The sequence below is a fragment of the Sphaerisporangium corydalis genome (genome assembly GCF_025506355.1).
Taxonomy (GTDB): Bacteria; Actinomycetota; Actinomycetes; order Streptosporangiales; family Streptosporangiaceae; genus Sphaerisporangium; species Sphaerisporangium corydalis.
Window position 1 is genome coordinate 53,526 of the sequence record NZ_JANZYP010000014.1, and the last position, 21,986, is coordinate 75,511.

Here is a 21,986-nt window from a genome sequence, read left to right on the forward strand (position 1 = left end):
GCCGTTCGGCATGTCCGCGACCGTCCGCCCGGTGTGTCCACGCCCTCCGGACGGCCGTTCGGCATGTCCACGACCGTCCGCCCGGTATGTCCACGCACTCCGGACTGCCGTTCGGCGCGTCCACGACCGTCCGCCCGGTGGTCGTCCGAGGATCTCCGGGGCCCGCGATTCGATTACGGTCCCACCGGCGGCGTCTGGTAGGACCTGAACGTGACCCAACCGAGCCGACCCGACGACGTCAGAGCGGCACCCCGCCCCGTCGCCACGACCGGCTCCGCACCGCCCCCCGGCCCCCCCACCTCCGGCGACGCTCCGGAGTCGGCCAAGGAGGAGCGGCCCGCCAAGGGGGCGCTGGTGCCGGCCGAGGTGCTGCCCGTCGCGCGCGTCCTGGTGGACAACCCGCTGCCGCACCTGGACCGGCCGTTCGACTACCTCGTGCCCGAGGCCATGGCCGCGGACGCCGTTCCGGGGTGCCGGGTGCGGGTGCGTTTCGCGGGCAAGCTCGTCAGCGGGTTCCTGCTCGAACGGGCCGGCACCAGCGAGCACGAGGGCAAGCTCATCGGCCTGGAGCGGGTGATCTCTCCCGAGGCGGTGCTCACCCCGCGCATCGCCGAGCTCTGCCGGGCCGTGGCCGACCGCTACGCCGGCACCATGTCCGACGTCCTGCGCCTCGCCGTCCCGCCCCGCCACGCCAAGGTCGAGGCCGAACGCCCTCAGCCCGCCCCCGGCCCCGAGACGAGCGCGAAACCCTCCGAGGGCACCTCGGCCGGCCCGGCGGACCCCGAGGGTGCCACCGCCGCCCCCGCGACCCCTGAAGGCGGCTCCGGGCCCGCCGAGACCGACCCGGGCAACGGCGCCGACCCCGAGGAACCCGGCCTGTCCGACGACCCTGAGGGCGGTCCCACGGACGGCCCAGGGGTCTCTGCGCCGGTGCCCGCGGGGGTCTGGGGGGAGTACGCGAACGGCCCCTCGTTCCTCGCCGCCCTCGCGGAGGGCCGGGCCCCCCGCGCCGTATGGACCGCCCTGCCCGGCATACCACCGCCAGTCCCCGCGACCGGAGGGCCGGGTGCCGGAGGGGCCGGGGGGCCGGGGTGGGCCGAGGGGGTGGCCGAGGCGGTGGCGGCGGTCCGGCGCGGCGGGAGGGGGGCCGTGGTCGTGGTGCCGGACGGCAAGGACGTGGCGATGCTCGACGCGGCGCTGCGGCGCGTCCTCGGGGAGGGCGGGCACGTCGCGCTGACCGCCGACCTCGGCCCCGCCGAGCGGTACCGCCGATGGCTGAAGGTGCTGCGCGGCGAGGTGCGGGTGGCCGTGGGCACCCGCGCCGCCGCGTTCGCCCCCGTGTCCGGGCTCGGGCTCGTCGTGATCTGGGACGACGGCGACGACCTGCACGCCGAGCGCCTGGCCCCCTACCCCCACGCGCGCGAGGTCCTGGCCCTGCGCGCCCACCTGACCGGCGCCGCCATGCTGATCGCCGGCCACGCCCGCACGGCCGAGGCGACGCAGCTCGTCGCCACGGGCTGGGCCCGGCCGATCGGCGCGTCCCGGGAGACGCTCAGGCGGTACGCGCCCCGCGTGCGGCCCGCCGGGGACGACGCCGACCTCGCCCGGGACCAGGCGGCCCGCGCGGCCCGCCTGCCGAGCGTGGCCTGGGCGGCGCTCAAGCAGGGCCTTCTGAGCGGCCCGGTCCTGGTCCAGGTCCCCCGGCGCGGCTACCTGCCCGCCCTCGCCTGCCAGCACTGCCGCGCCCCGGCCCGCTGCGTCCAGACCCCGGCCATCCTCCCCGCCCCGCCGCCCGCGCCGCCCGAGCGCTCCCGCCCCACGCTCTTCCCGCCCGGCGCGTCCCGCTCCGGCACGTTCCCGGCCACCGGCCCCGCAAGCCCGCCCGCGTCGTCCGGCTCGTCCGGCTCGTCCGGGTCATCCGGGTCATCCGGGGTCCCGGGGCGGGCGGACTCTCCGCGCGGGGACGGGGGTCCGTTGTGCGGGGGGCCGCTGGCGTTGCGCAGTGGCCACGCGGCGCCGTACTGCCGGTGGTGCGGGCGGATCGCGGGCATGTGGCGCTGCCCCGCGTGCGGCGGTGACCGGATGCGGGCCGTCGTGGTCGGCGCCCGGCGCACCGCCGAGGAGCTCGGCCGGGCCTTCCCCTCCGTCAAGGTGCGGACCTCGGGCCGCGACGGCGTCCTGGCGACGGTGGGCCCCGCCGCCGCGCTGGTGGTGGCCACCCCGGGCGCGGAGCCGGTCGCCGAGGGCGGGTACGCGGCGGCCGTGCTCCTGGACGGCTGGGCCCAGCTCGGCCGCCCCGACCTGCGCGCCGCCGAGGAGACCCTGCGCCGGTGGATGAACGCGGCCGCGCTGCTCCGCCCCGCCGCCGAGCTGGTCGTCCTCGCCGACTCCTCGGTCCCGGCCGTCCAGGCGCTCCTGCGGTGGGACCCGGTGACCCACGCCGAGCGCGAGCTGGCCGAGCGGGCCACCCTCGGCTTCCCCCCGGCCGTCCGCATGGCCACCCTGACCGGTTCGGCCGCCGGGGTACGGGAGATGGCCGCCGATCTCCGGCTGCCCGAGGGCGCACAGGTCCTCGGCCCCGTCCCGCTCGACACGCCGCGCGGCGAGCCGGGGGAGGCCGGGGAACGGCTCATGATCCGGGTGCCGCGCGGGGCGGGCGGAGCCCTCGCGAGGGCGCTCAAGGGGGCCATGGGAGTGAGGTCCGCGCGTAAGGCTCCCGACCTGGTCCGGGTGTGTATGGATCCGATCGATCTGATCTGACCGCACGTCGCCGATTCGCGGTGCTGAAAGTAAGCCGTTAGTTTCTCCCTGTGTCGATCGAATGGGTGAACGGGGCCATCGAGGAGATCCGGGCGTGGGGGCGCTCGAAGGATGTCGCGGTGGACGTCGACGAGGTGCGGCTCCTGTGCGACTACGCCAGCGACTATCTGGACGTCGGCGAGCTGTCCGACTTCACGCCCGGCACGTTCGAGCAGCTCCTGCTCGACATCTACCCCCGCAAGGTCATCGCTCCGCCCGAGAGCGCGGCCGAGACCGTCGCGGCGGCCCGCACGCTGGTCGACTTCCTGCTCGACAGCGGTGAGATCGGCGCCAAGATGGCCACCCGCATGCGGTCGAAGATCGACGACATCGCCCCCGAGATGCCCGGCGCCCTCGCCGACACCTCCAAGTTCGGCATGGCCAAGAGCATCTTCGGCGCGATGGGCGCCGACGCCGACGCGCCGGGCCCCGTCACCGACCACCAGGGCCGGCGGCTGCGCGGCGTCACCGCCGACGACGAGTGCGGCTGCCCCGGCTGCTCGCCGCTGCCCCCCGTGCGGCCCGCCGCGCCCCAGGCGATCGCGCGCGCCGTCCGCGGGTCCGGCCTGCTCCGCGACGCCCACGCCCTGCTCGCGTGGATGCTGGAGGGCGGGCGCACCCCGACGGTCCGCGGGACCCTGCGAGTCAGGGACGCGGCCCGCGTCACCCGCGAGCTCGGCCTCGCCGCCCCGGCCCTGGCCTGGGAGCTGGTGGTCGCCGTCGAGCTGGCGGAGGTGTCGGGCGCGTCCGTGCGCGCCCCGGGCCTGGTGCCGCTGGACGCCCGGGGCGACGAGGAGGTGCTCGACCTGTGGGCGGGCACGGTGACGTTCCTCACCGGCGGCCCGGCCGCCGAGGTCACCGGCTGGCCCAAGCTCGACCGCGAGCTGTACACGGTCCACGAGTCGCTGTACCGGCTGCGGGGCCCCATGGCCGTCCAGGCGCTGCGCGAGCACCTCGACGGCGCCCCGCCGGACGACGACGGCGGCCCCGAGGACGGCCTGGAGCTCGACCTGGACGGGGACGACGGCGGCGAGGACCCCGGCCGCCTCGACGCGGCCCTCGCCGCGCTCGCCCGGTGCGGCACCGTCGAGCGGCGCGGGGACACCGTCCGGCTGACGGCGCAGGGCCTGTGGGGGATGCGCGAGATGTTCTCCCGCATGGGCCTGCCCGCGCCCGTCGCCCCCGGCCTCGCCGACGGCGGCGCCGCCGAGCTGATCGCGGGGCTGCTGGAGGGCATGCCCGCCGAGCAGGCCGAGCCGGACATCGCCTCGTGGCTGGAACGCCGCACCCAGGCGGAGGCCGCCTCCGATCTGCTGTCGGCCGTGCGGGGGGAGCCGGCGGTGGCGCGGGGGGTGGCCGTGACGATCGTCGACCGGTTCGGGGCCGAGGCGGCCGGGGCCGTACGGCCGTTCCTGGACGATCCTGAGCTTCGCCCGCACGTCGTCCACTGGCTCGCCGGGCGGGGCCTGGAGGCGCCCGCCCTGAGCCCCGGAGAGGTCCTGTGGGCGAGCGTCGACATGCTCGCGCTGGCGGTCCCCGCCGCCGGGACCGACCCCGGGGAGTTCGCCGAGACGCTGGCGGGCGCGGGGCCTCCCGCCCACGTCATCGAGGAGATGTGGCAGGTGGACCACCCCGACGTCGCCGAGGTGCTGGACCTCCTCGGCCGTCATCTTCCCGACCGCGACCTCGCCAAGGCCGCGCGCAAGGCGGCGTTCAAGGCCCGCTCGCGCGGCATTCACTGAGCGGTCTTGGTCAACGTCGGAAGTCCGTCATCGGCTGTGGCTGGTGTGGAGTAAGTTGCCTGAATGGCCAACAGCGGGAACGGTGGCGTCTTCGATCTTGGAGAGCTGCGCAGCCTCATCGACGAGCTGGGAAGCGTGTCCGGCGAGGAGCGGGAGGCGCTGCTCTCCGAGATGGCGGGCGGAAGCGACGAGTGCGACTGCGGCGAGTGCGAGAGCGAGGTGCTGAGCTTCCCGCCGGTCGAGGTCGCGTCCTCCGACGAGCTCGCCGAGGCGGTCCGCGCCGTCCCGCTCGTGAGCGACGCCCTGCGGCTGGCCGCCTGGACCGGTGCCCGCGAGGTGACCATGGAGGGCCTGCTCCACCCCGCCGACGCCCTCGCCGCCGCCGCCGAGCTCGGCCTGGACGGCGAACGGCTGCGCCTGGTGTGGATCGTCGCCGTCAACAGCGGCCTGCTGCGCGTCACCCGCGCCGGCGCCGCCGCCGGGCCCGGCCTGCCGCCCGACCTGATGGAGTTCTGGGACGGCGTGGTCATGGACGTGCTCGACCGCACCGAGGACGGCCTGACCGGCTCGGCCGTCGCCGACGAGCACCTCACCGAGATGCTGGCCACCATCTACGCCACCAGCGACGGCATCACCTACTCCGCCCTGGTCGAGGGCATGCTCCAGGCCCACGAGATCGGCTGCGAGGCGCGGGCCCCCGAGATGCGCCGGCTGCGCGAGGAGCTGCCCGGCGAGCTCGACGTCGCCCTGGATCTGCTGCGCTACTGCGGGCTGTTCGAGCGCACGGCCGACAGCGTCCGCCTGACCCCGCTCGGGGTGTGGGCCGTACGGCAGGACCTGCTGCGCGAGGGCCATGACGCGCCGCTGCTCTCGGAGGTCGCCGGGTTCGCCGAGCTGAGCGCCGCCGAACTGGTCGACGCGATGCTCACCGGCGAGGCGCCGTCCAGCGCCCCGACCCTGTGGGTGGAGTGCCGCGTGCCCGAGGACGCCGCCCGCGAGCTGATCAAGGTCGCCGCCTCCGGCACCGCCGGCCAGCGCGGGGTGATCGGCACGGTCCTGGAGGAGATGGGCCCGGAGGCCGAGCCCGCCATGCGCGAGGCCCTGGCCGAGCCGACGATGTGGCGGCACGCGGCGGTCTGGCTCGGCGTGCGCGACCTGGACGCCCCCGCCCTGTCCGAGGACGACGGCACCTGGCTGGCCGTCGACACCCTGGCCACCCTGCTGCACATCCCCGACGCCCAGGAGGCGATGGGCGAGTTCGAGGCGCTGGAGGCCGGGGACGAGCTGCTGCGCCTCGTCGAGGACGTCAGCCGCAGCAGCCACCCCGACGCCATCGCCGTCCTGGACCTGCTCGGCGCCCACCACCCGGACGCCACGGTGGCCAAGGCCGCCCGCAAGGCCGCCATGAAGGCGCGTTCGCGCTGAGGCGGGCGGGTTGCCCGCACGGACCGGCAACGATCGGCAAACGACGCGTTCGCGGTGGCCCATAAACTAGAGGCACCTTTACTCGTGATGTGAACGGAGTCGTCCGTGGCCATTCAGTCGATCCGCCTGTTCGGCGATCCGGTGCTGCGCACCCCCGCGGAGCCGGTCAGGGATTTCGACAAGGAGCTGCGCAAGCTCGTCAAGGACCTCACCGACACGATGGTGGACGCGCCGGGGGCCGGGCTCGCGGCGCCGCAGATCGGCGTCGGCCTGCGCGTGTTCACCTACTACGTCGACGACACCCTCGGTCACCTGGTCAATCCCACCCTCGACCTGTCGGAGGAGCGCGACGAGGAGGGCGAGGAGGGGTGCCTGTCCTTCCCCGGCCTGGCCTTCCCGACGCCGCGCGCGATCCGGGCCGTGGCCAAGGGGTTCGACATGCACGGTGAGCCCGTCACGATCGAGGGCACCGACCTGCTGGCCCGGTGCGTCCAGCACGAGACCGATCACCTCGACGGCGTGCTGTTCATCGACCGCATGGACCCCAAGCAGCGCAAACTGGCGATGAAGGCGATCCGCGAGGCCGAGTGGAGCGGCCTGTCGGCCCCCACGGTCAAGCTCTCGCCGCACGTCACTCAAGGGAAGGCCCTCTAGCGTCGTGCGTCTCGTCTTCGCCGGAACCCCGGAAACCGCCCTGCCCTCGCTCCGGGCGCTGCTCGGCTCGCCCCGGCACGAGGTGGCGGCCGTGGTGACCCGGCCGGACGCCCAGTCGGGGCGCGGGCGCCGGGTCCATTCGAGCCCGGTCGCCGACCTGGCCGAGTCCGAGGGCATCGAGGTGCTCCGGCCGGCCAAGGCCGGTGACCCGGAGTTCCTCGACCGGCTCAGGGCCATCGACCCCGACTGCTGCCCGGTGGTGGCGTACGGGGCGATGCTGCCGCAGCGGGCCCTGGACGTGCCCCGGTTCGGCTGGATCAACCTGCACTTCTCGCTGCTGCCCGCCTGGCGGGGCGCCGCCCCCGTGCAGCACGCCGTCCTGCACGGCGACGCGATCACCGGCGCGGCGACGTTCCAGATCGTCAAGGAGCTCGACGCCGGCCCGGTGTACGGGGTGGTGACCGAGGAGATCCGGCCCGCCGACACCAGCGGCGAGCTGCTGGCCCGCCTGGCCGAGGCCGGCGCGGGGCTGCTGCTGGCGACGCTCGACGGGGTGGAGGACGGCAAACTGGAGGCCCGCCCGCAGCCGCCGGGCGAGGGCGTCAGCTACGCCGCCAAACTGGACGTGACCGACGCCCGGGTCGACTGGACGGCGCCCGCGATGCGCGTCGACCGGCTGGTCCGCGCCTGCACGCCCGCCCCGGGCGCCTGGGCCCGGTTCCGGGGGCAGCGGGTCAAGCTCGGCCCGGTGACACCGGTGCCCGCCGCCGCGGACGCCGTCCCGGGCGCGGCCACCCCCGCGCCCGGCGAGATCGTGGCCACCAAGAACGTCGTCCTGGTGGGCACCGCGAGCCATCCGGTGCGGCTCGGCGACGTCCAGCCGGAGGGCAAGCGCCAGATGACCGCCGGCGAGTGGGCGCGGGGTGCCCGCATCGCCCCCGGCGACCGGTTCGACTGAACCGCCCATCATCGGACATGACCACATCGGGCAGGCGTGAGTACGGGGGAATCGTGACACGGGGGGACAAACAGGCGGACCGGCCCACGGGCGGGGGCCGCGCGGGCGGGAAGCGGCCGAAGCCGGTGCGGGACGAGGCGCGCAACGTCGCCTACGACCTGCTGCGGGCCGTGGACGAACGCGACGCCTACGCCAACCTCCTGATGCCGACGCTGCTGCGCGAGCGGGGCCTGTCCGGGCGGGACGCCGCGCTGGCGACCGAGCTCGCCTACGGCACCCTGCGCGGCCTCGGCACCTACGACGAGATCATCGCCGCGTGCAGCGACCGGCCGCCCGAGGACATCGACCCGCCGCTGCTGGACGCCATCCGCATCGGCGTCCACCAGCTCCTGCGGACCCGGGTGCCCCCGCACGCCGCCGTGAGCGCGACCGTCGACCTGGTGCGGCTGCGCATCGGCACCGGCGCGTCCAAGTTCGCCAACGCGATCCTGCGCAAGGTCGCCACCCGCGACCTCGGCCAGTGGCTGCCCATCGTGGCGCCCGACCCGAAGGACGACCCCGTCGGCCACCTCGCCGTCGCGCACAGCCACCCGAGGTGGATCGTCTCGGCGCTCCGCGACGCCGTCGGCGGCCGCTTCGAGGACGCCGAGGCGCTGCTGGCCGCCGACAACGAGCGGCCCGCCGTCACCCTGGTCGCCTGGCCGGGCCGCAGCACCGTCGGCGAGCTCGCCGACTCCGGCGCCGTCCCCGCCCGCTACTCGCCTTACGCCGCCTACCTCCCCGACGGCGACCCCTCGTCCGTCGAGGCGGTCGGCCAGGGCCGCGCGGCCGTCCAGGACGAGGCCAGCCAGCTCGTCGCCCTCGCCCTGACGCGGGTGCCCGTCGAGGGCTCCGACCGGCTGTGGCTGGACATGTGCGCCGGTCCGGGCGGCAAGGCGGGCCTGCTCGACTCGCTCGCCGTCCAGGACGACCGCCACCTCCTGGCCGCCGACCAGCGGTTCCACCGCGCCCGGCTGGTCTGGCGGGCGACCCGGCGCGCCGGGGTCATCACGGCGGACGGCACCGAGCCCGCCTGGCGCCCCTCGGTGTTCGACCGGGTCCTGGTGGACGCCCCCTGCACGGGTCTCGGCGCCCTGCGCCGCCGCCCCGAGGCGCGGTGGCGGCGTTCCCCGGAGAGCGTGCCCGAGTTGGCCGCGCTCCAGCGCCGCCTGCTCGGCTCCGCGCTGGACGCCACCCGCCCCGGCGGGGTGGTCGCCTACGTCACCTGCTCGCCGCACCTGGCCGAGACCCAGGCGGTGGTGGGGGACGTGGTGAAGCGCAGGAGCGACGCCGAGGTCCTGATCGCTCCCGACTACCTGGAGGAGGTCGACCACCTCGGCGACGGCCCGTACGCCCAGTTCTGGCCACACCTCCACAACACCGACGCCATGTTCCTAGCCCTCCTCCGCAAAACCCCCTGACCCCCCACCGCCTCACGCAGGGGAAGCGGCATTCCCGCCTACCGCCGAAAAGGTGCCTTCGGCGCAGTCCTTTTTGGCGACCCTCCGCCTCCCACTGGCGGTTCGTCCCGCAGGCGGGCCGCCGGTGCCTGTCTCAGAGGCTCGTGGCAGTGAGACGCCCGCCGTTCGATGACGTCGAGTCGGAGATGACCTTGTTCAGCCCGCCGGCTCCGGCTCCCGATCGCGCGATGCCTCTGACCTGCCGATATTGAAAAGGTGCCTTCGGCGCAGTCTTCTATGAGCGACCCTCCGCTTCCCACTGGCGACCATCCCGCAGGCGGGCCGCCGGTGGCTGTTCTAGATGCTTGTGGTGGTCAGGCGCCGTTGAATGGCGTCGAGCCGAAGGATGACCTCGTCCAGCTTGGGGGAGTCGGTAGTGGTCATGGACTGCCGGGCCTGGATGAAGCCAGCTGTCACTGAGACGATGGCGCGGCATAGTCCAGCGGTGCTGTACGTCGGGCGGTGGCAGACCGCTTCACGCCAGGCGGTGAAGACCGCCCGCACATTGCGTGAGATGGGGCCATGAACGGAACGGGAGAGGTGGAAGGCTCCGGCTGGGAAGTGGGGGTTCACGGGTCGGGGGTTCAGGCTGGGTTCGGCGGGTTCAGTGAGGTGGAACTTTGACGCGCTGGTGTTCCGGCGGCGCGGTGGAAGCCCCAGTGAGTCGCCCCTGCGTTCGCTATCGCCAGGCACGGCCGCCCGGATGGTGGTACGTAACGCTCAACTCAGGGATCTGTGCCAAGCAGAGACTGATCGTCAACTGACTCACGGCTCATCCGTGCTTATTTACTCGGTGATGTGTCGCTTAGTGTGATTTCATACGGGTTGCGAGATAGGTCAGAAGGGTGGGGACTTGAAGTAAGTAGACGTTCGGCAGACTGTCGATCCAGGCTTTCGGTCAAACTCACGAAAGATGGAACATGGGGGAGTGACCCTTCGCCATCCCTTACCTCAACGTCGAGCTGACGACACGGGCCCCATCGCTGCCAGCTCTCGCGTGCGGGGATCCCAACCCCGGCGCCGCGATGCGGCCCGCCCTCGGCGCCGGCGAATCGATGGTGTAGGTCGGTTCAATCCGCACAAGGTTTGCACGTGGACCAGCTGACGTCGGCGCATGACCTCTACTAGGGTTAAGTCACGCAGAAAGCGATCCGTAGGAAAAAGATGATAACGAAGCTGAGACTTCAGAATTTCAAAGCTTGGGAAGATAGCGGACCGGTCGAATTTGGGCCGATCACCGCATTCTTTGGTAGCAACTCATCCGGTAAGACTAGCTTTCTTCAGAGCCTGCTACTCCTGAAGCAAACAGCGGAGTCGTCCGACCGGGGGCGCGTATTTGACTTGGGGGGCCCTGCATCACTGGTCAGCCTCGGGACGTTCAGTGATATTATATTCAGTCATGAATTCGATCGAACGGTCGGCATTGATCTGTCCTGGCAAGAGGACAAACCGTTTGAGATAGCAAACACAGAAACCAAAAAGCGTGAGGTAATAGCCTCAAGTCGGGATTTGCGACTCTCCGCCGAAGTGCGGGCAATGCGCGCCACACCGGTGGTTCAGCAGGTCGGCTACGGCATGGGTGACCTTTGGTTCGCCCTGACCCGCCAGCGGGGATCTAAAGATGAGTACAGCCTGGATGCGGACGGATTCACTTTTAGGCGTGTTATAGGGCGGCCATGGCCCTTGCCTCCTCCAGGAAAATTCTACAGCTTTCCTGATCAAGCTCGCGCGTACTATCAGAATGCGGCATTTCTTTCCGATCTCGAGCTTCAGTTCGAAAAGCTTTGTAGTCGGATCTTCTATCTAGGGCCACTTCGACAAGATCCCGAGAGGCAGTACATCTGGTCGGGAGGGAGGCCGGTCGATGTTGGCCAACGAGGTGAGCTTGCGATTGAGGCACTGATCGCCTCGCAATCCGATACCAAGAGAAATGCTCGGGGATTCGCTATCAGAAAGGACGGGAAGAGGCGGACGAAACTTTACTCCGTGGAAGAGCATGTGGCCATGTGGCTTAAAGACCTGGGGCTGATTCACTCCTTCAGGGTAGAAGCGGTCGATGACCGAAAGACCCTATATCGAGTTCAAGTCCAGAGGTCAGAAGCCAGCACATCGGTGCTGCTGACAGATGTCGGATTCGGGGTCAGCCAGGTGCTTCCCGTACTGGTCCTGCTGGCGTATGCACCCGAGGGTTCAACGGTTTTGCTAGAGCAGCCGGAAATTCACCTGCACCCTGCCGTACAAACAGGGCTCGCTGATGTGATCATCGAAGCGGCGAAGGTGCGAAATATTCAGGTTGTACTGGAGAGCCATTCCGAGCATCTCTTGATGCGACTTCAAAGGAGAATCGCAGAAAGAAGTGTCGGCCAGGGCATCGTGCTGGAACCGGAGGACTGTCGACTGTATTTCTGCGAGGCGCAAGAGAAAGCATCGTCAATCAGCCGTCTTGATATGGATCTCTTCGGTAACATCACGAACTGGCCTGACGATTTTTTCGGAAATAGTTTTCAAGAGGCTGCGGCAATGAATATTGCTGCACGCAAGCGAGCAATCCGAGAGTAATCAGAGTGAACTATCCTGCGCGCGCGGTCGTGGACTCAAATGTCCTGATCGTTGCGAATGGCAAATCGAGTCATTCATCAACTGAGTGTGTTATAGCTGCGACGGAGTTCCTTTCGTACGGCGAGAAGAATGCAGTTATTGTCCTCGACTCCTCCTGGCTCATTTTCGATGAGTACCGAAAATACTGTTCTTTCAGAGGGCAACCGGGAGCGGGAGATCGATTCTTCCTTCACTTGCACCAAACACAGGCCGATCCCCGAAGGGTTCAAAAAGTGGAGATCCATCAAAAAGAAGACGGCTCTTTCGCGGAGGTGCCGGATATGCTGTCTGGTTTCGACCGATCCGACCACAAATTCGTTGCCACCGTCATCGCTGATCGGCGGCAGTCTGTAATCGTGAACAGCTCTGATTCTGATTGGCGCGAGGCGGCTGAGAAATTAGCTAAATGTGAAATCGAAGTTATTGAATTATGTCCAAACTTAAGACGTAGATAGATGGAAAGACAGTGCAACGTCGGCATGCCGGAGGAGCCAGCGGAGTGGTGCCCAGAGCAACTGTGGAGGCTTGTTTCGAGGGGGGTGCCGTGTGGGTGCGTAACTCGAATGATCCGCCGTTGCTGGGGTCGGTGATCGAGGCTTCGGTGGAGGGGTGGCTCAGGTTTCTGGCGGAGGTGCGGGCGGGGGAGTTGGCGCTGGGCAGGCTGGGGGTGCGGCGTTCGTACGGTGGTGGTCTTGTCGTTGGTTTCGACGGGATTCGCGTCACTGTGGCGCTCGATACGGGCTCTGGGGTCGTCGCGTATACGAGGGCGGAGTGGCAGGTGTTCGTGGACGGGGTGGCTCGCGATGGTGAGTTCACCCTGGAATGGCTTCTGGCCGAGCCCGTCACTTGACGTCGGGCGGGAACGGGCCGGGAGGCAGGGGGACGATTGTGCGGTGTTTGCCGCCGGGGGAGCGTTGTGGGGGTTCTTCCGCGCGTTCGAGGGTGACGCCGGGGAGGCCGTGGGTGGTGAGCAGGCGTGTGAGGTCGGTTCGGACCGTCTGCCAGACGTGGTCAGGGGTGGCGTCGGCCGCGAGCGTCAGGCGTACGCGGAGGGTCGACGGGGTGGTTTGGAGTAGCTGGAACTGTTCGATTCCGGGGATGCGGTCGAGGAGGGTGGCGAACTGGAGGGGGGCGAGGACGGTGGGGTCGCCGGAGGCGGTGGGGAAGGCGAGCAGGTCGGCGGCGCGGCCCTGGACCCGGATCGCGGGCAGCGGGTCGCCGCACGGGCAGGGGTCGGGCCGGGTCAGGACGCCGTCGCCGAGGTCGTAGCGCAGGATCGGTTGCACGCGGTTGGCGAGGTTGGTCAGCAGGACGGTGTGCGAGGGCTCGCCCGGCGGGACGGGGCGGTGGTCGGCGTCGACCGGCTCGGCGATGACCCAGTCGCCGTTGACGTGGTACCACCCGTGCGCGCAGCCGTCGCCGATGAAGGTGCACTCGGTGGCGCCGTAAGCGGTGCGGACCTTGGCGCCGTAAGCGGTGCGGACCTTGGCGCCGGATGGGGTGTGGACCTTGGCGCCGAACGGGGTGCGGACCATAGCGTCGTAAGAGGAGCGGAGCTTGCCGTCGTACGGGGTGCGGAGCTTGCCGTCGTACGGGGAGTGGAGGTTGGCGTCGTGTGGGGTGCGGACCACGGCGTCGTGCGGGGTGTGGAGGTTGGGGCTGAAGGCCGTGCTGATCTGGGTGCGGTCGTTTTCGGTCAGGGTTTCGCCGCCCGGGTCCACCAGTACGGGGTCGATGCGCAGCCGGCCGGCCGTCTGCTCGGTGGCCAGTAGCGCGATCATGCTGCCGTAGCCGAGGAGGATCGCCGGGCGGAACCGGTTGAGCTCGGCGACCAGCTCCGGCAGGGGCATGTGCACCGAGAAGATCCTCACCGCTCGGCCGACCGGGCCGAGGCGGGTGGCGCCGGCGCGCCCCATGGAGTGGCCGCCGGTCACGACCACCTCGGCGATCCGCCCGCCACGGGCGAGGACCCTGGCGACGCCGTCGGCGCCGAGCCAGGAGAGTCTCATCCGGAAGGCGAGGACGAGGCTCACGGCGACCGCCCGGTCGTCCATCACGAAGATCCCCGGGCTTCCGGTGGTGCCCGAGGTGGTGGCCACCAGGTACCTCCCGAGGAAGCGCTCGCCGGCCAGCGCGGGGTTCGCGACGAACGCCCGGGCCTTCGCCAGCGTCACCTCGCGGTCGGTGACCCAGTCGTCGAACCGGGGCATCAGCGCACTCTTGCCGGTGACCGGCAGCATGGCGGGGTCCTCGACGCGATCGGGCAGGTGCCGGTAGAGCTCGCGGTAGTAGGGCGAGCGGGCCCGCGCGTACGCCACGAGCTCGGCCAGGCGGGCGCGCCGCCGCCGCGCCATCGCCTCCGGGCCCCCGCTTCTGGCCCGGCGGATGTCGCGCCACAGCCCAAGGACACTCTCGCCCATGATCCCCACGCCCTCTCAGGTCTCCCGACGGCATCCCACCGCCTCTCCGCATTAGACAGCACTGAGTGCAAAATCGCAAAGAGTGCTGATATGCCTGCGGTGCAGTAGGATGACGCGCATGGTGGACGAGCCGGGGTTCCGGGAGCGCAAGAAGCAGCGCACGAAACGGGCGCTGGTCGAGGCGGCCCTGCGGCTCTTCGACGAGCAGGGGTACGAGGAGACCACCCTCGACCAGATCGCCGCCGCCGCCGACATCTCCCGGCGGACCTTCTTCAGCTACTTCCCGGCCAAGGAGGACGTGCTCTTCCTCGGCATGGAGGAACGGGTGGAGGGGGTGCTGCGGGGCATCGCCGGGCGCCGGCCCGAGGAGGCGATGGTCGACGTCCTGGTGCGCGCGGCCGAGGAGGTGGCCGGGCACGCCTGGGGCGACGACCTGGCCGGGGCCCTGGAACCGGTCGAGCTGCGGCTGCTCCTGACGGTTCCGGCCCTGCAGGCGCGGGCCCTGTACCGGCTGTCGCTGGCCGAGGCGCGCATCGCCGAGGCGCTGCGGGCCGCCTTTCCCGGCGAGCTGGACCCGATCACCGCCGTCGCCGTCGTCGGCGCGGTCGTACGGGCCGGGACCGCGGCGGCGATGGCCGCGCTGCGGAACGGCGAGCCTGGTGACCAGGTGCGGGCCGCGACGCGCCGCGCCGTACGGATCGTCGGCCAGGGCCTGCGGCACACCCTCGGACCCCGGCCGGAGGACCGCTCGGCCCAAGTCCCCTCGGAGGACCGCTCGGCCCGAGGCCCCTCGGAGGGGCGCCCAGTCCGAGGCCCCTCCGAGGACCGTTCAGCCCGAGACCCCTCGGAGTGGCGCTCAGCCGAGGACGGCTCGACCGAGGACGGCTCGGTCGAGGGCGCGCTCGGCGTGCGGACAGAGGCCGATGCCGACCAGGGCGGGAGGTTCTAGACTGCGGGCTCATGGCCGTACAGATCTCACCCAGCATCCTCACCGCCGACTTCGCGCGGCTGGCCGACGTGGCCGCCAAGGTCGCGGACGTGGCCGACTGGCTGCACGTCGACGTGATGGACAACCATTTCGTGCCGAACCTGACGATCGGCCTCCCGGTGGTCGAGTCGCTGCTCAAGGCGACGGGCCTGCCGCTCGACTGCCACCTGATGATCGAGGACCCCGACCGGTTCGCCCCCGCGTACGCCGAGGCGGGGGCGGGCAGTGTGACGATCCACGCCGAGGCCGCCAAGGCCCCCGTGCGCACCCTGCGGCAGATCAGGTCCGCCGGGGCCAGGGCCGGGTTCGCGCTCAACCCCGGCACGGCCGTCCAGGACTACGAGGGCCTGCTCGGCGAGATCGACATGCTGCTGGTGATGACCGTCGAACCGGGTTTCGGCGGGCAGCCGTTCCTGGACATCATGCTCCCGAAGATCCGCCAGGCACGCGAGCTGATCGGCAAGCACGGCGGCGAGATCTGGCTCCAGGTGGACGGTGGCGTGTCGGCCACGACCATCGAGCGCTGCGCCGAGGCGGGCGCCGACGTGTTCGTGGCCGGCAACGCGGTGTACGGGTCGCAGGACCCGGCGCAGGCCGTGCGTGCCCTCCGCGCCCAGGCCGAGAACGCCTCCTGAGCGGTCCCCGGGAGGGGCCGGGGCGAGCGGGTCAGCGCCCGGATGCGGGCGTGCTCGCCTTGCGGGCGGCAAGCCCCGGCGTCCGACGTCGGGCGGCCTTCGCCGTTCGGGCCGCACGCCGCTCATCCGGATCAGGCGCGTTTGCGCTGATGGTGAACGGGGTTGAGCTGACGGTGAAAGGGATTGAGCGGGCGAGCGGCGTGGTGGTTCAGTGGCCGGATGGAGATCTTGGTGCTGGGCGGCACGGCGTGGGCCGGCCGGGAAGTGGCGAGGCAGGCGCTGGCCCGGGGACACCGGGTGACGTGTCTGGCCCGGGGTGAGAGCGGGGAGGTCGCCGACGGCGCCGTCCTGGTCGCCGCCGACCGCAGCGACCCCACGGCGTACGCGCCGTTGCTCGACCGTGAGTGGGACGCGGTCGTCGAGGTCTCCTGGCAGCCGGGGTTCGTGCGCGGCGCCCTCGCGGCGCTGGCGGACCGTACGGCGCACTGGACCTACGTCTCCTCGGTCAGCGTCTACGCCTCGCACGCCACGCAGGGGGCGGACGAGTCCGCCGAGATCCTCGGGCCGATCGCCTCGAGCGAGGCCGGCCGCGAGGAGTACGGCGAGGCGAAGTCCGCGTGCGAGCAGGCTTCGGCGGACGCGCTCGGCGACCGCCTGCTGATCGCCCGCGCCGGTCTCATCGGCGGCCCCGGCGACCACAGCGGCCGTACCGGATACTGGGTCGCCAGGTCGGCGCGCGACCCGCTCGGGCCGATGCTGGTCCCCGACTCGCCGGGCGCCGCGACGCAGGCCGTCGACGTCCGCGACCTCGTCGCCTGGACGCTCGACGCCGCCGAGAAGGGCACCACCGGGACCTACGACGTCGTCGGGCCGGTCGTCCCGTTCACGGAGTGGGTCGAGCTCTCCCGCACGATCGGCGGGCACGAGGGGCCGGTCGTCGGCGCCGATGCCGCCTGGCTGCTTGAGCAGGGCGTGAACGAGTTCATGGGGCCGGAGTCGCTGGCGATGTGGCTGGTCGAGCCGGGCTGGGAGGGCTTCACGACGCGCTCCGGCGCGGCGGCGGTGGCCGCGGGCCTGAGTCACCGCCCGCGAGCCGAGCTGCTCGCCGACACGCTGGCATGGGAACGCGAACAAGGCCTGGACCGCGAGAGGCGTGCCGGCCTCAGCGCCGGGCGCGAGCGCGAACTGCTCAGGGCACTGGGGGTCACGCCCCCGGATCCGCAGGCGTGATCGGGGGCCGGCCCAGGCCGCCGGTCCAGGAGGGGGCGGGCGGTCAGGCGAGGGCCGGGTCCAGGACGATCTCCTGGTCGCCGTGGACGGTGGGCTCCTCGGGGAAGTGGCAGGCGGTGAGGTGGCCCTCGTGGTTGCCGGTGATCTGGATCAGCGGCGGCTCCTCGGCCGCGCACTTGTCCTGGGCCTTCCAGCACCGCGTGCGGAACCGGCAGCCGGACGGCGGGTCGATCGGCGAGGGCACGTCCCCGGCCAGCCGGATGCGCTCGGTCCCCACCCCGTCCTCGGGCAGCTCCACCTCGGGCACGGCCGACAGCAGCGCGTGGGTGTACGGGTGGCGCGGCCGCTCGTAGATCGACTGCCGGTCGCCCACCTCGACGATCTTGCCGAGGTACATGACGGCGACCCGCTGGGAGACGTGGCGCACCACCGCGAGGTCGTGCGCGATGAACAGGAACGCGATCCCGAGGTCCCGCTGGAGCTGCTGCAGGAGGTTGACCACCTGGGCCTGGATGGACACGTCGAGCGCGGACACCGGCTCGTCGGCCACGATGAGCTTGGGCTCCAGGGCGAGCGCCCGCGCGACGCCGATGCGCTGCCGCTGGCCGCCGGAGAACTCGTGGGGGAACCGGTTGTAGTGCTCGGGGTTGAGCCCGACGGTCTCCAGCAGTTCACGGACGCGCTTCTGCCGCCCGCCGGGGGGCTGGATCCCGTTGACCTCCATCGGGCCGCTGATGATCGTGCCCACGGTGTGCCGGGGGTTCAGCGACGAGTACGGGTCCTGGAAGATCATCTGGATCTCGGACCTGATCGGCTTGAGCTCGCGCCGGCTCGCGTGGCTGATGTCCTGGCCGTTGTACCGGATCGTGCCGCCGCTGGGTTCCAGCAGCCGGGCGACCAGGCGGCCGGTGGTGGACTTGCCGCACCCGGACTCGCCCACGAGGCCGAGTGCCTCGCCCGCGCCGACGGTCAGGTCGACGCCGTCCACGGCGTGCACGCGCCCGACCTGGCGCTTGAAGACCAGCCCGCCCATGACGGGGAAGTACTTGGTCAGGCCGGACAGCTCCAGCAGGCTCTCGGTCACAGGCGTTCCTTGATCTTGCCGTTGAAGATTTCCCGCTTCTGCGCGAGCGTCAGGTAGCAGGCGTCCCGGTGCCCGTCGGCGGGGGACAGCTCGGGCCGCTCGGTCGAGCACAGGTCCGGGCCCACCAGGTCGCGGTAGTCGCACCGGGGGTGGAACGGGCAGCCGGACGGGGGGTTGAGCAGGCTGGGCGGCGTGCCGCGCACGGGCAGCAGCGGCAGGTCCACGTTGGAGTTCAGCTTCGGCATCGAAGCGAGCAGGCCCCAGGTGTAGGGGTGGTGCGGCTCGCGCAGGACCTGCTGGACGGTGCCCTGCTCGATGGCGCGCCCCGCGTACATCACCAGCACGTTGTGCACGGTCTTGGCGACCACGCCGAGGTCGTGGGTGATCAGGATGATGGACGTGCCGAAGTCCTGCTGGAGGTCCTTGAGCAGGTCGAGGATCTGCGCCTGGACGGTGACGTCCAGCGCGGTCGTCGGCTCGTCGGCGATCAGCAGGTCGGGGTCGCAGACCAGGGCCATGGCGATCATCACGCGCTGGCGCATGCCGCCGGAGAACTGGTGGGGGTAGTCCTCCAGCCGGGTCTTGGCCTGCGGGATGCCGACCCGGTCGAGCATCTCGATGGCCCGCGCGCGGGACTCGGCCTTGCTCGCGCCCTTGTGCTTGCGGAAGACCTCCGAGATCTGCCGGCCGACCGTGTGGTAGGGGGACAGCGAGGTCAGCGGGTCCTGGAAGATCATCGCGACCCGGTTGCCCCGGAGGCGCTCCAGGGTGCTCCGGCTCGCCGAGACCAGCTCCTGGTCCTCCAGCCAGATCTCCCCGCCGATCTTGGTGTGCGCCTTGTCGTGCAGGCCGAGGATCGACAGGTTGGACACCGACTTGCCGGACCCGGACTCGCCGACGATCCCGAGGGTGGTGCCCTTCTCCAGGTCGAACGAGAGGCGGTCCACCGCGTGGACGATGCCGTCCTCGGTGCTGAACTGGACCGACAGGTCACGGACCGACAGGAACGGCCCGGGACCACGCGGTGTCGCCGGCTCGCGGTCCCAGGTCACGGTGGTCACTCGCTGCTCCTTGAGGTCGTACGGTGTGCGCGCATGCCCCTCACGCCAGCCTGACGCGCGGGTCGATGAAGGCGTACAGGACGTCCACCACGATGTTCAGCACGACGATCGAGAAGGCCCCGACCAGGGTGACACCGAGGAGCATCGGCAGGTCGGTGTTCTGCACCGCCCGCACCGCCAGCTCGCCGATGCCGTGCAAGGTGAACGTCTGCTCGGTGATGATGGCGCCGCCGAACAGGGTGGCGAGGTCCACGCCGAAGATGGTGACGATCGGGATCATCGCCCCCCGCCAGGCGAACCGCAGGAAGACCGTGCGGCTGGACATGCCCTTGGCGCGGGCCGTGCGGACGTAGTCCTCGGCGAGCTGTTCCACCATGACCGAGCGGGTCATGCGGGTGTAGTTCGCGGTGAAGATGATGGACAGCACCACCCACGGGATCAGCAGGTGGACGAACCACCCGAGCGGATCCTCGGTGAAGGGGATGTAGGAGGGCCGGGGGAGCAGGCCCATGCTGTCCACGACGAAGAAGACCACGATCGGCCCGACGAAGTAGATCTGCAGCGACGCGCCGATCACCGAGGTCGTGCTCGCGATCTTGTCGAGCGGCCTGCCCTGCTGCCAGGCCGCGATCATGCCGGTGATGATGCCGAAGCTCAGGAACACCACCGCCGCGCCCATGGTCACCGAGATGGTGACCGGGAACCGGTCGATGATGGCCGAGAAGACCGACTCCTGGGTGGCGAAGGAGTACCCGAGGCACGGGGCGTCGCACTGGCCGAACTGGACCAGGTCGCGCCCGGTGAAGATGCCGACCAGCCAGTGCCAGTACTGCACGAACAGCGGCTCGTCCATGCCGAGGTTGTGCCGGATGAGGATGAGGTTCTGCGGCGGGCAGATCTTCCCGCAGAAGGCCCGGGCGGGGTCACGGGGGATCGCGTAGAACAGGAAGAACGTGACGGCACTGATGATCAGCAGGATCACGGCGGCGCCGATGACTCGACGGACGAAAAACCGGAACATGGCCTCGGACTTCTTCTCCTGCTGGGCGGACGATCTGGTGCCGGTGGCCGCCGCCCGGGCCGGAGCCCGGGCGGCGGCGTCGGTGACTACTTGATGTAGACGTTGGTCGGCGACTGCTCGCCGTCGATGGCGCTGAACTCCACGCCGCCGAGCCCGGAGCCGTACAGACCGAAGTAGGTCTGGTAGAACTCGGGCACGATCGCCGCCTGCTCCATGATCTTCTTGTCGAGCGCGGCCCAGGCCTTGCCGGCCTCGGCGGCGTCGGGGATGGCGTTCGCGGCGTCGATCCCGGAGTTGATGTCCGGGACGTTGAGGTGGCTGTAGTTGGACGCGTTGTCCGCGATCAGCCGGCCGTCGAACAGCGGCTGGATGGCCGTCGAGCCGGTGGGCCAGTCAGCGGCCCAGCCGCCCCAGTAGATGTCGAACTTGTTCTCCACCGGGCCGATGGCGTCGTAGAACGTCGCCGGGTTGAGCGGCTTGGCGACGACCTTGAAGCCGGCCTTGGTCAGCGCGTCCTTGATCGCGACCGTGAGCTTCTCCTGGGTCGGCGTCTGGTTGTAGGCGTAGACGACGGTCGGGTTCGGCTCGCCGGCCTCGGCGAGCAGCGCCTTGGCCGCCTCGGGGTCGCCGGTCGGCTTGGTCAGCATGCCGTACAGGTCGAAGGACTCGTAGCCGAGCACCGTCGGGCTCATCACCGTGGTGGCGATCTTGCCGGTGTTGACCTCGCCGCCCTGGATGAGCTGGAGCTGCTTGGACGGCCACGCCTTGATGATCGCCTCGCGGACCTTCTGGTTGGTGATCCGCTTGGTGTTGATGTTGTAGAAGGTGGTGAACGGCGTCAGGCCCTGGATCGACCGCTTCATGGCCTCGGCGTTGCCCAGCACCTCCTGGACCCGCTCGGGCGCGATGGCGTTGTGGAAGGTCATCGCGGTCTTGTCCGCGCCGGAGTCCGCCAGGAAGCGCTCGGTGGAGTTCTGCGACTGGACGCCGAACTCCATGTGCCACTTGTCGGGGTAGGCGTTGCGGATCGGGTCGGTCTTCGGGTCCCAGTTGGGGTTGCGCACCAGGTCCAGCGACTTGTCGGTCACGTGGCTCTCGATCTGGTACGGGCCCGAGGAGAAGGGCTTCTTGTCGTACTTCTCCTTGGTGTCCTGCGCCTTCGGCACCGCTCCGTAGCCGGTCATGGCGACGGTGAAGTTGAAGTCAGGGTGCGCGGCTTGCAGGGTGAACTCGATCGTCTTGTCGTCCGGGGTCGCGATGGCGTCCAGCGACTTGCCCTTGTACGGGCCCTCGTAGGCCTTGCGGTAGTCGCCCTTGACCAGCCACTGCTGGATGTAGGTCGGGCCCTCGGTGATGAACGGCGCGTAGAGGCGCTCGAAGCTGTACTTGATGTCAGCCGAGGTGATCGGCGTGCCGTCCTGCCACTTCAGGCCGTCCTTGAGCGTGAACTTCCACGTCTTGCCGCCGTCGGTCGTGGTGCCGGTGTCGGTGGCGAGGTCGCCGACCAGCTTGATGCCGTCGGCGCCGGTGCGGTAGCCGGTGAGCTGGCGGGTGAACAGCTTGGACGCGGTGGCGTTGTAGTTCAGGTAGACACGGGCCGGGTCCAGGTGGGAGAAGTCGTCACGGTCGATCATGTTGACCGTGCCGCCCGGCTTGCCGCCCTCGGCGGGGGTGGCCGGGCCCGTGGAGTCCGCGGGGGTGCCGACGGTGATGCTGCCGACGGCCTTGTTCTCCAGCGGCTTGGCCGGAGTGCTGGCCCCGCCCGCCGCCGTGGGGCCGCCGCCGCCGCCCTTGGCGCAACCGGCCAGCGTGAGGGCCCCGACCGTCAGGACCACCGCTGCCGCGGTCGCCCTGCTGCGTGCGAATGTCATA

17 protein-coding genes are annotated in these 21,986 nt (G+C 70.8%); 12 read left to right on the forward strand and 5 right to left on the reverse strand.

Annotated elements, in window-relative coordinates; translation table 11 throughout:
- Positions 1 to 210: 210 nt before the first annotated feature.
- From NYZ98_RS12710 to NYZ98_RS12750, 9 genes are all read left to right on the forward strand, one after another.
- Positions 211 to 2,760 carry a primosomal protein N' gene (locus tag NYZ98_RS12710; protein WP_262842860.1) on the forward strand — a complete coding sequence of 850 codons (2,550 nt, stop codon included), beginning with the start codon at positions 211 to 213 and terminating at the stop codon, positions 2,758 to 2,760.
- Positions 2,761 to 2,810: 50 nt separating this feature from the next.
- Positions 2,811 to 4,541 carry a hypothetical protein gene (locus NYZ98_RS12715; protein WP_262842861.1) on the forward strand — a complete coding sequence of 577 codons (1,731 nt, stop codon included), beginning with the start codon at positions 2,811 to 2,813 and terminating at the stop codon, positions 4,539 to 4,541.
- Between the two features lie 63 nt (positions 4,542 to 4,604).
- Positions 4,605 to 5,966 (forward strand): hypothetical protein, encoded by a 1,362-nt coding sequence (locus NYZ98_RS12720; RefSeq protein ID WP_262842863.1) that lies wholly within the window; start codon positions 4,605 to 4,607, stop codon positions 5,964 to 5,966.
- A gap of 105 nt (positions 5,967 to 6,071) precedes the next feature.
- Entirely contained in the window at positions 6,072 to 6,620 is a 549-nt protein-coding gene (gene def / locus NYZ98_RS12725) for a peptide deformylase (protein WP_262842864.1), read from the forward strand.
- Between the two features lie 4 nt (positions 6,621 to 6,624).
- Positions 6,625 to 7,578 carry a methionyl-tRNA formyltransferase gene (gene fmt / locus NYZ98_RS12730; protein WP_262842865.1) on the forward strand — a complete coding sequence of 318 codons (954 nt, stop codon included), beginning with the start codon at positions 6,625 to 6,627 and terminating at the stop codon, positions 7,576 to 7,578.
- A 17-nt stretch (positions 7,579 to 7,595) separates the two neighbouring features.
- Positions 7,596 to 9,038 carry an RsmB/NOP family class I SAM-dependent RNA methyltransferase gene (locus NYZ98_RS12735; RefSeq protein ID WP_380707681.1) on the forward strand — a complete coding sequence of 481 codons (1,443 nt, stop codon included), beginning with the start codon at positions 7,596 to 7,598 and terminating at the stop codon, positions 9,036 to 9,038.
- A gap of 1,203 nt (positions 9,039 to 10,241) precedes the next feature.
- The gene (locus NYZ98_RS12740; RefSeq protein WP_262842867.1) at positions 10,242 to 11,636 is read left to right on the forward strand and encodes a DUF3696 domain-containing protein; all 1,395 of its coding nucleotides are present in this window, start codon (positions 10,242 to 10,244) and stop codon (positions 11,634 to 11,636) included.
- 5 nt (positions 11,637 to 11,641) lie between these two features.
- Complete coding sequence (locus NYZ98_RS12745; protein WP_262842868.1) at positions 11,642 to 12,130, forward strand: hypothetical protein; 489 nt, start codon at positions 11,642 to 11,644, stop codon at positions 12,128 to 12,130.
- 44 nt (positions 12,131 to 12,174) lie between these two features.
- Complete coding sequence (locus NYZ98_RS12750) at positions 12,175 to 12,525, forward strand: hypothetical protein (RefSeq protein WP_262842869.1); 351 nt, start codon at positions 12,175 to 12,177, stop codon at positions 12,523 to 12,525.
- Here NYZ98_RS12750 and NYZ98_RS12755 read toward each other — a convergent pair.
- Positions 12,518 to 14,095 (reverse strand): phenylacetate--CoA ligase family protein, encoded by a 1,578-nt coding sequence (locus NYZ98_RS12755; protein ID WP_262842871.1) that lies wholly within the window; start codon positions 14,093 to 14,095, stop codon positions 12,518 to 12,520. The two genes, NYZ98_RS12750 and NYZ98_RS12755, sit on opposite strands and share 8 nt — an antisense overlap.
- 118 nt (positions 14,096 to 14,213) lie before the next feature.
- Between NYZ98_RS12755 and NYZ98_RS12760 the strand changes: the two genes are divergently transcribed.
- The 3 genes from NYZ98_RS12760 (at position 14,214) to NYZ98_RS12770 (ending at position 16,948) form a co-directional block, all read left to right on the forward strand.
- Positions 14,214 to 15,044: a TetR/AcrR family transcriptional regulator gene (locus NYZ98_RS12760; protein ID WP_262842873.1), complete on the forward strand. Its 831-nt coding sequence runs from the start codon at positions 14,214 to 14,216 to the stop codon at positions 15,042 to 15,044.
- Between the two features lie 11 nt (positions 15,045 to 15,055).
- Positions 15,056 to 15,718: a ribulose-phosphate 3-epimerase gene (gene rpe, locus NYZ98_RS12765; RefSeq protein WP_262842875.1), complete on the forward strand. Its 663-nt coding sequence runs from the start codon at positions 15,056 to 15,058 to the stop codon at positions 15,716 to 15,718.
- 219 nt (positions 15,719 to 15,937) lie between these two features.
- Positions 15,938 to 16,948, forward strand: a complete 1,011-nt coding sequence (locus NYZ98_RS12770) for an NAD-dependent epimerase/dehydratase family protein (protein ID WP_262842876.1) — start codon at positions 15,938 to 15,940, stop codon at positions 16,946 to 16,948.
- Between the two features lie 43 nt (positions 16,949 to 16,991).
- On the opposite strand, the gene NYZ98_RS12775 is transcribed toward NYZ98_RS12770, so the two are convergent.
- The 4 genes from NYZ98_RS12775 to NYZ98_RS12790 form a co-directional block, all read right to left on the reverse strand.
- A complete protein-coding gene (locus NYZ98_RS12775; protein ID WP_316249562.1) occupies positions 16,992 to 18,032 on the reverse strand; it encodes an ABC transporter ATP-binding protein in 1,041 nt (346 codons plus the stop codon).
- Positions 18,029 to 19,093, reverse strand: coding sequence for an ABC transporter ATP-binding protein (locus tag NYZ98_RS12780; RefSeq protein ID WP_262842878.1), 1,065 nt, complete (start codon positions 19,091 to 19,093; stop codon positions 18,029 to 18,031). Before NYZ98_RS12780 ends, NYZ98_RS12775 begins: the two co-directional genes overlap by 4 nt.
- 40 nt (positions 19,094 to 19,133) lie before the next feature.
- The gene (locus NYZ98_RS12785; RefSeq protein WP_262842879.1) at positions 19,134 to 20,114 is read right to left on the reverse strand and encodes an ABC transporter permease; all 981 of its coding nucleotides are present in this window, start codon (positions 20,112 to 20,114) and stop codon (positions 19,134 to 19,136) included.
- Between the two features lie 86 nt (positions 20,115 to 20,200).
- The gene (locus NYZ98_RS12790) at positions 20,201 to 21,985 is read right to left on the reverse strand and encodes an ABC transporter substrate-binding protein (RefSeq protein ID WP_262842880.1); all 1,785 of its coding nucleotides are present in this window, start codon (positions 21,983 to 21,985) and stop codon (positions 20,201 to 20,203) included.
- Between the last annotated feature and the right edge of the window lies 1 nt (position 21,986).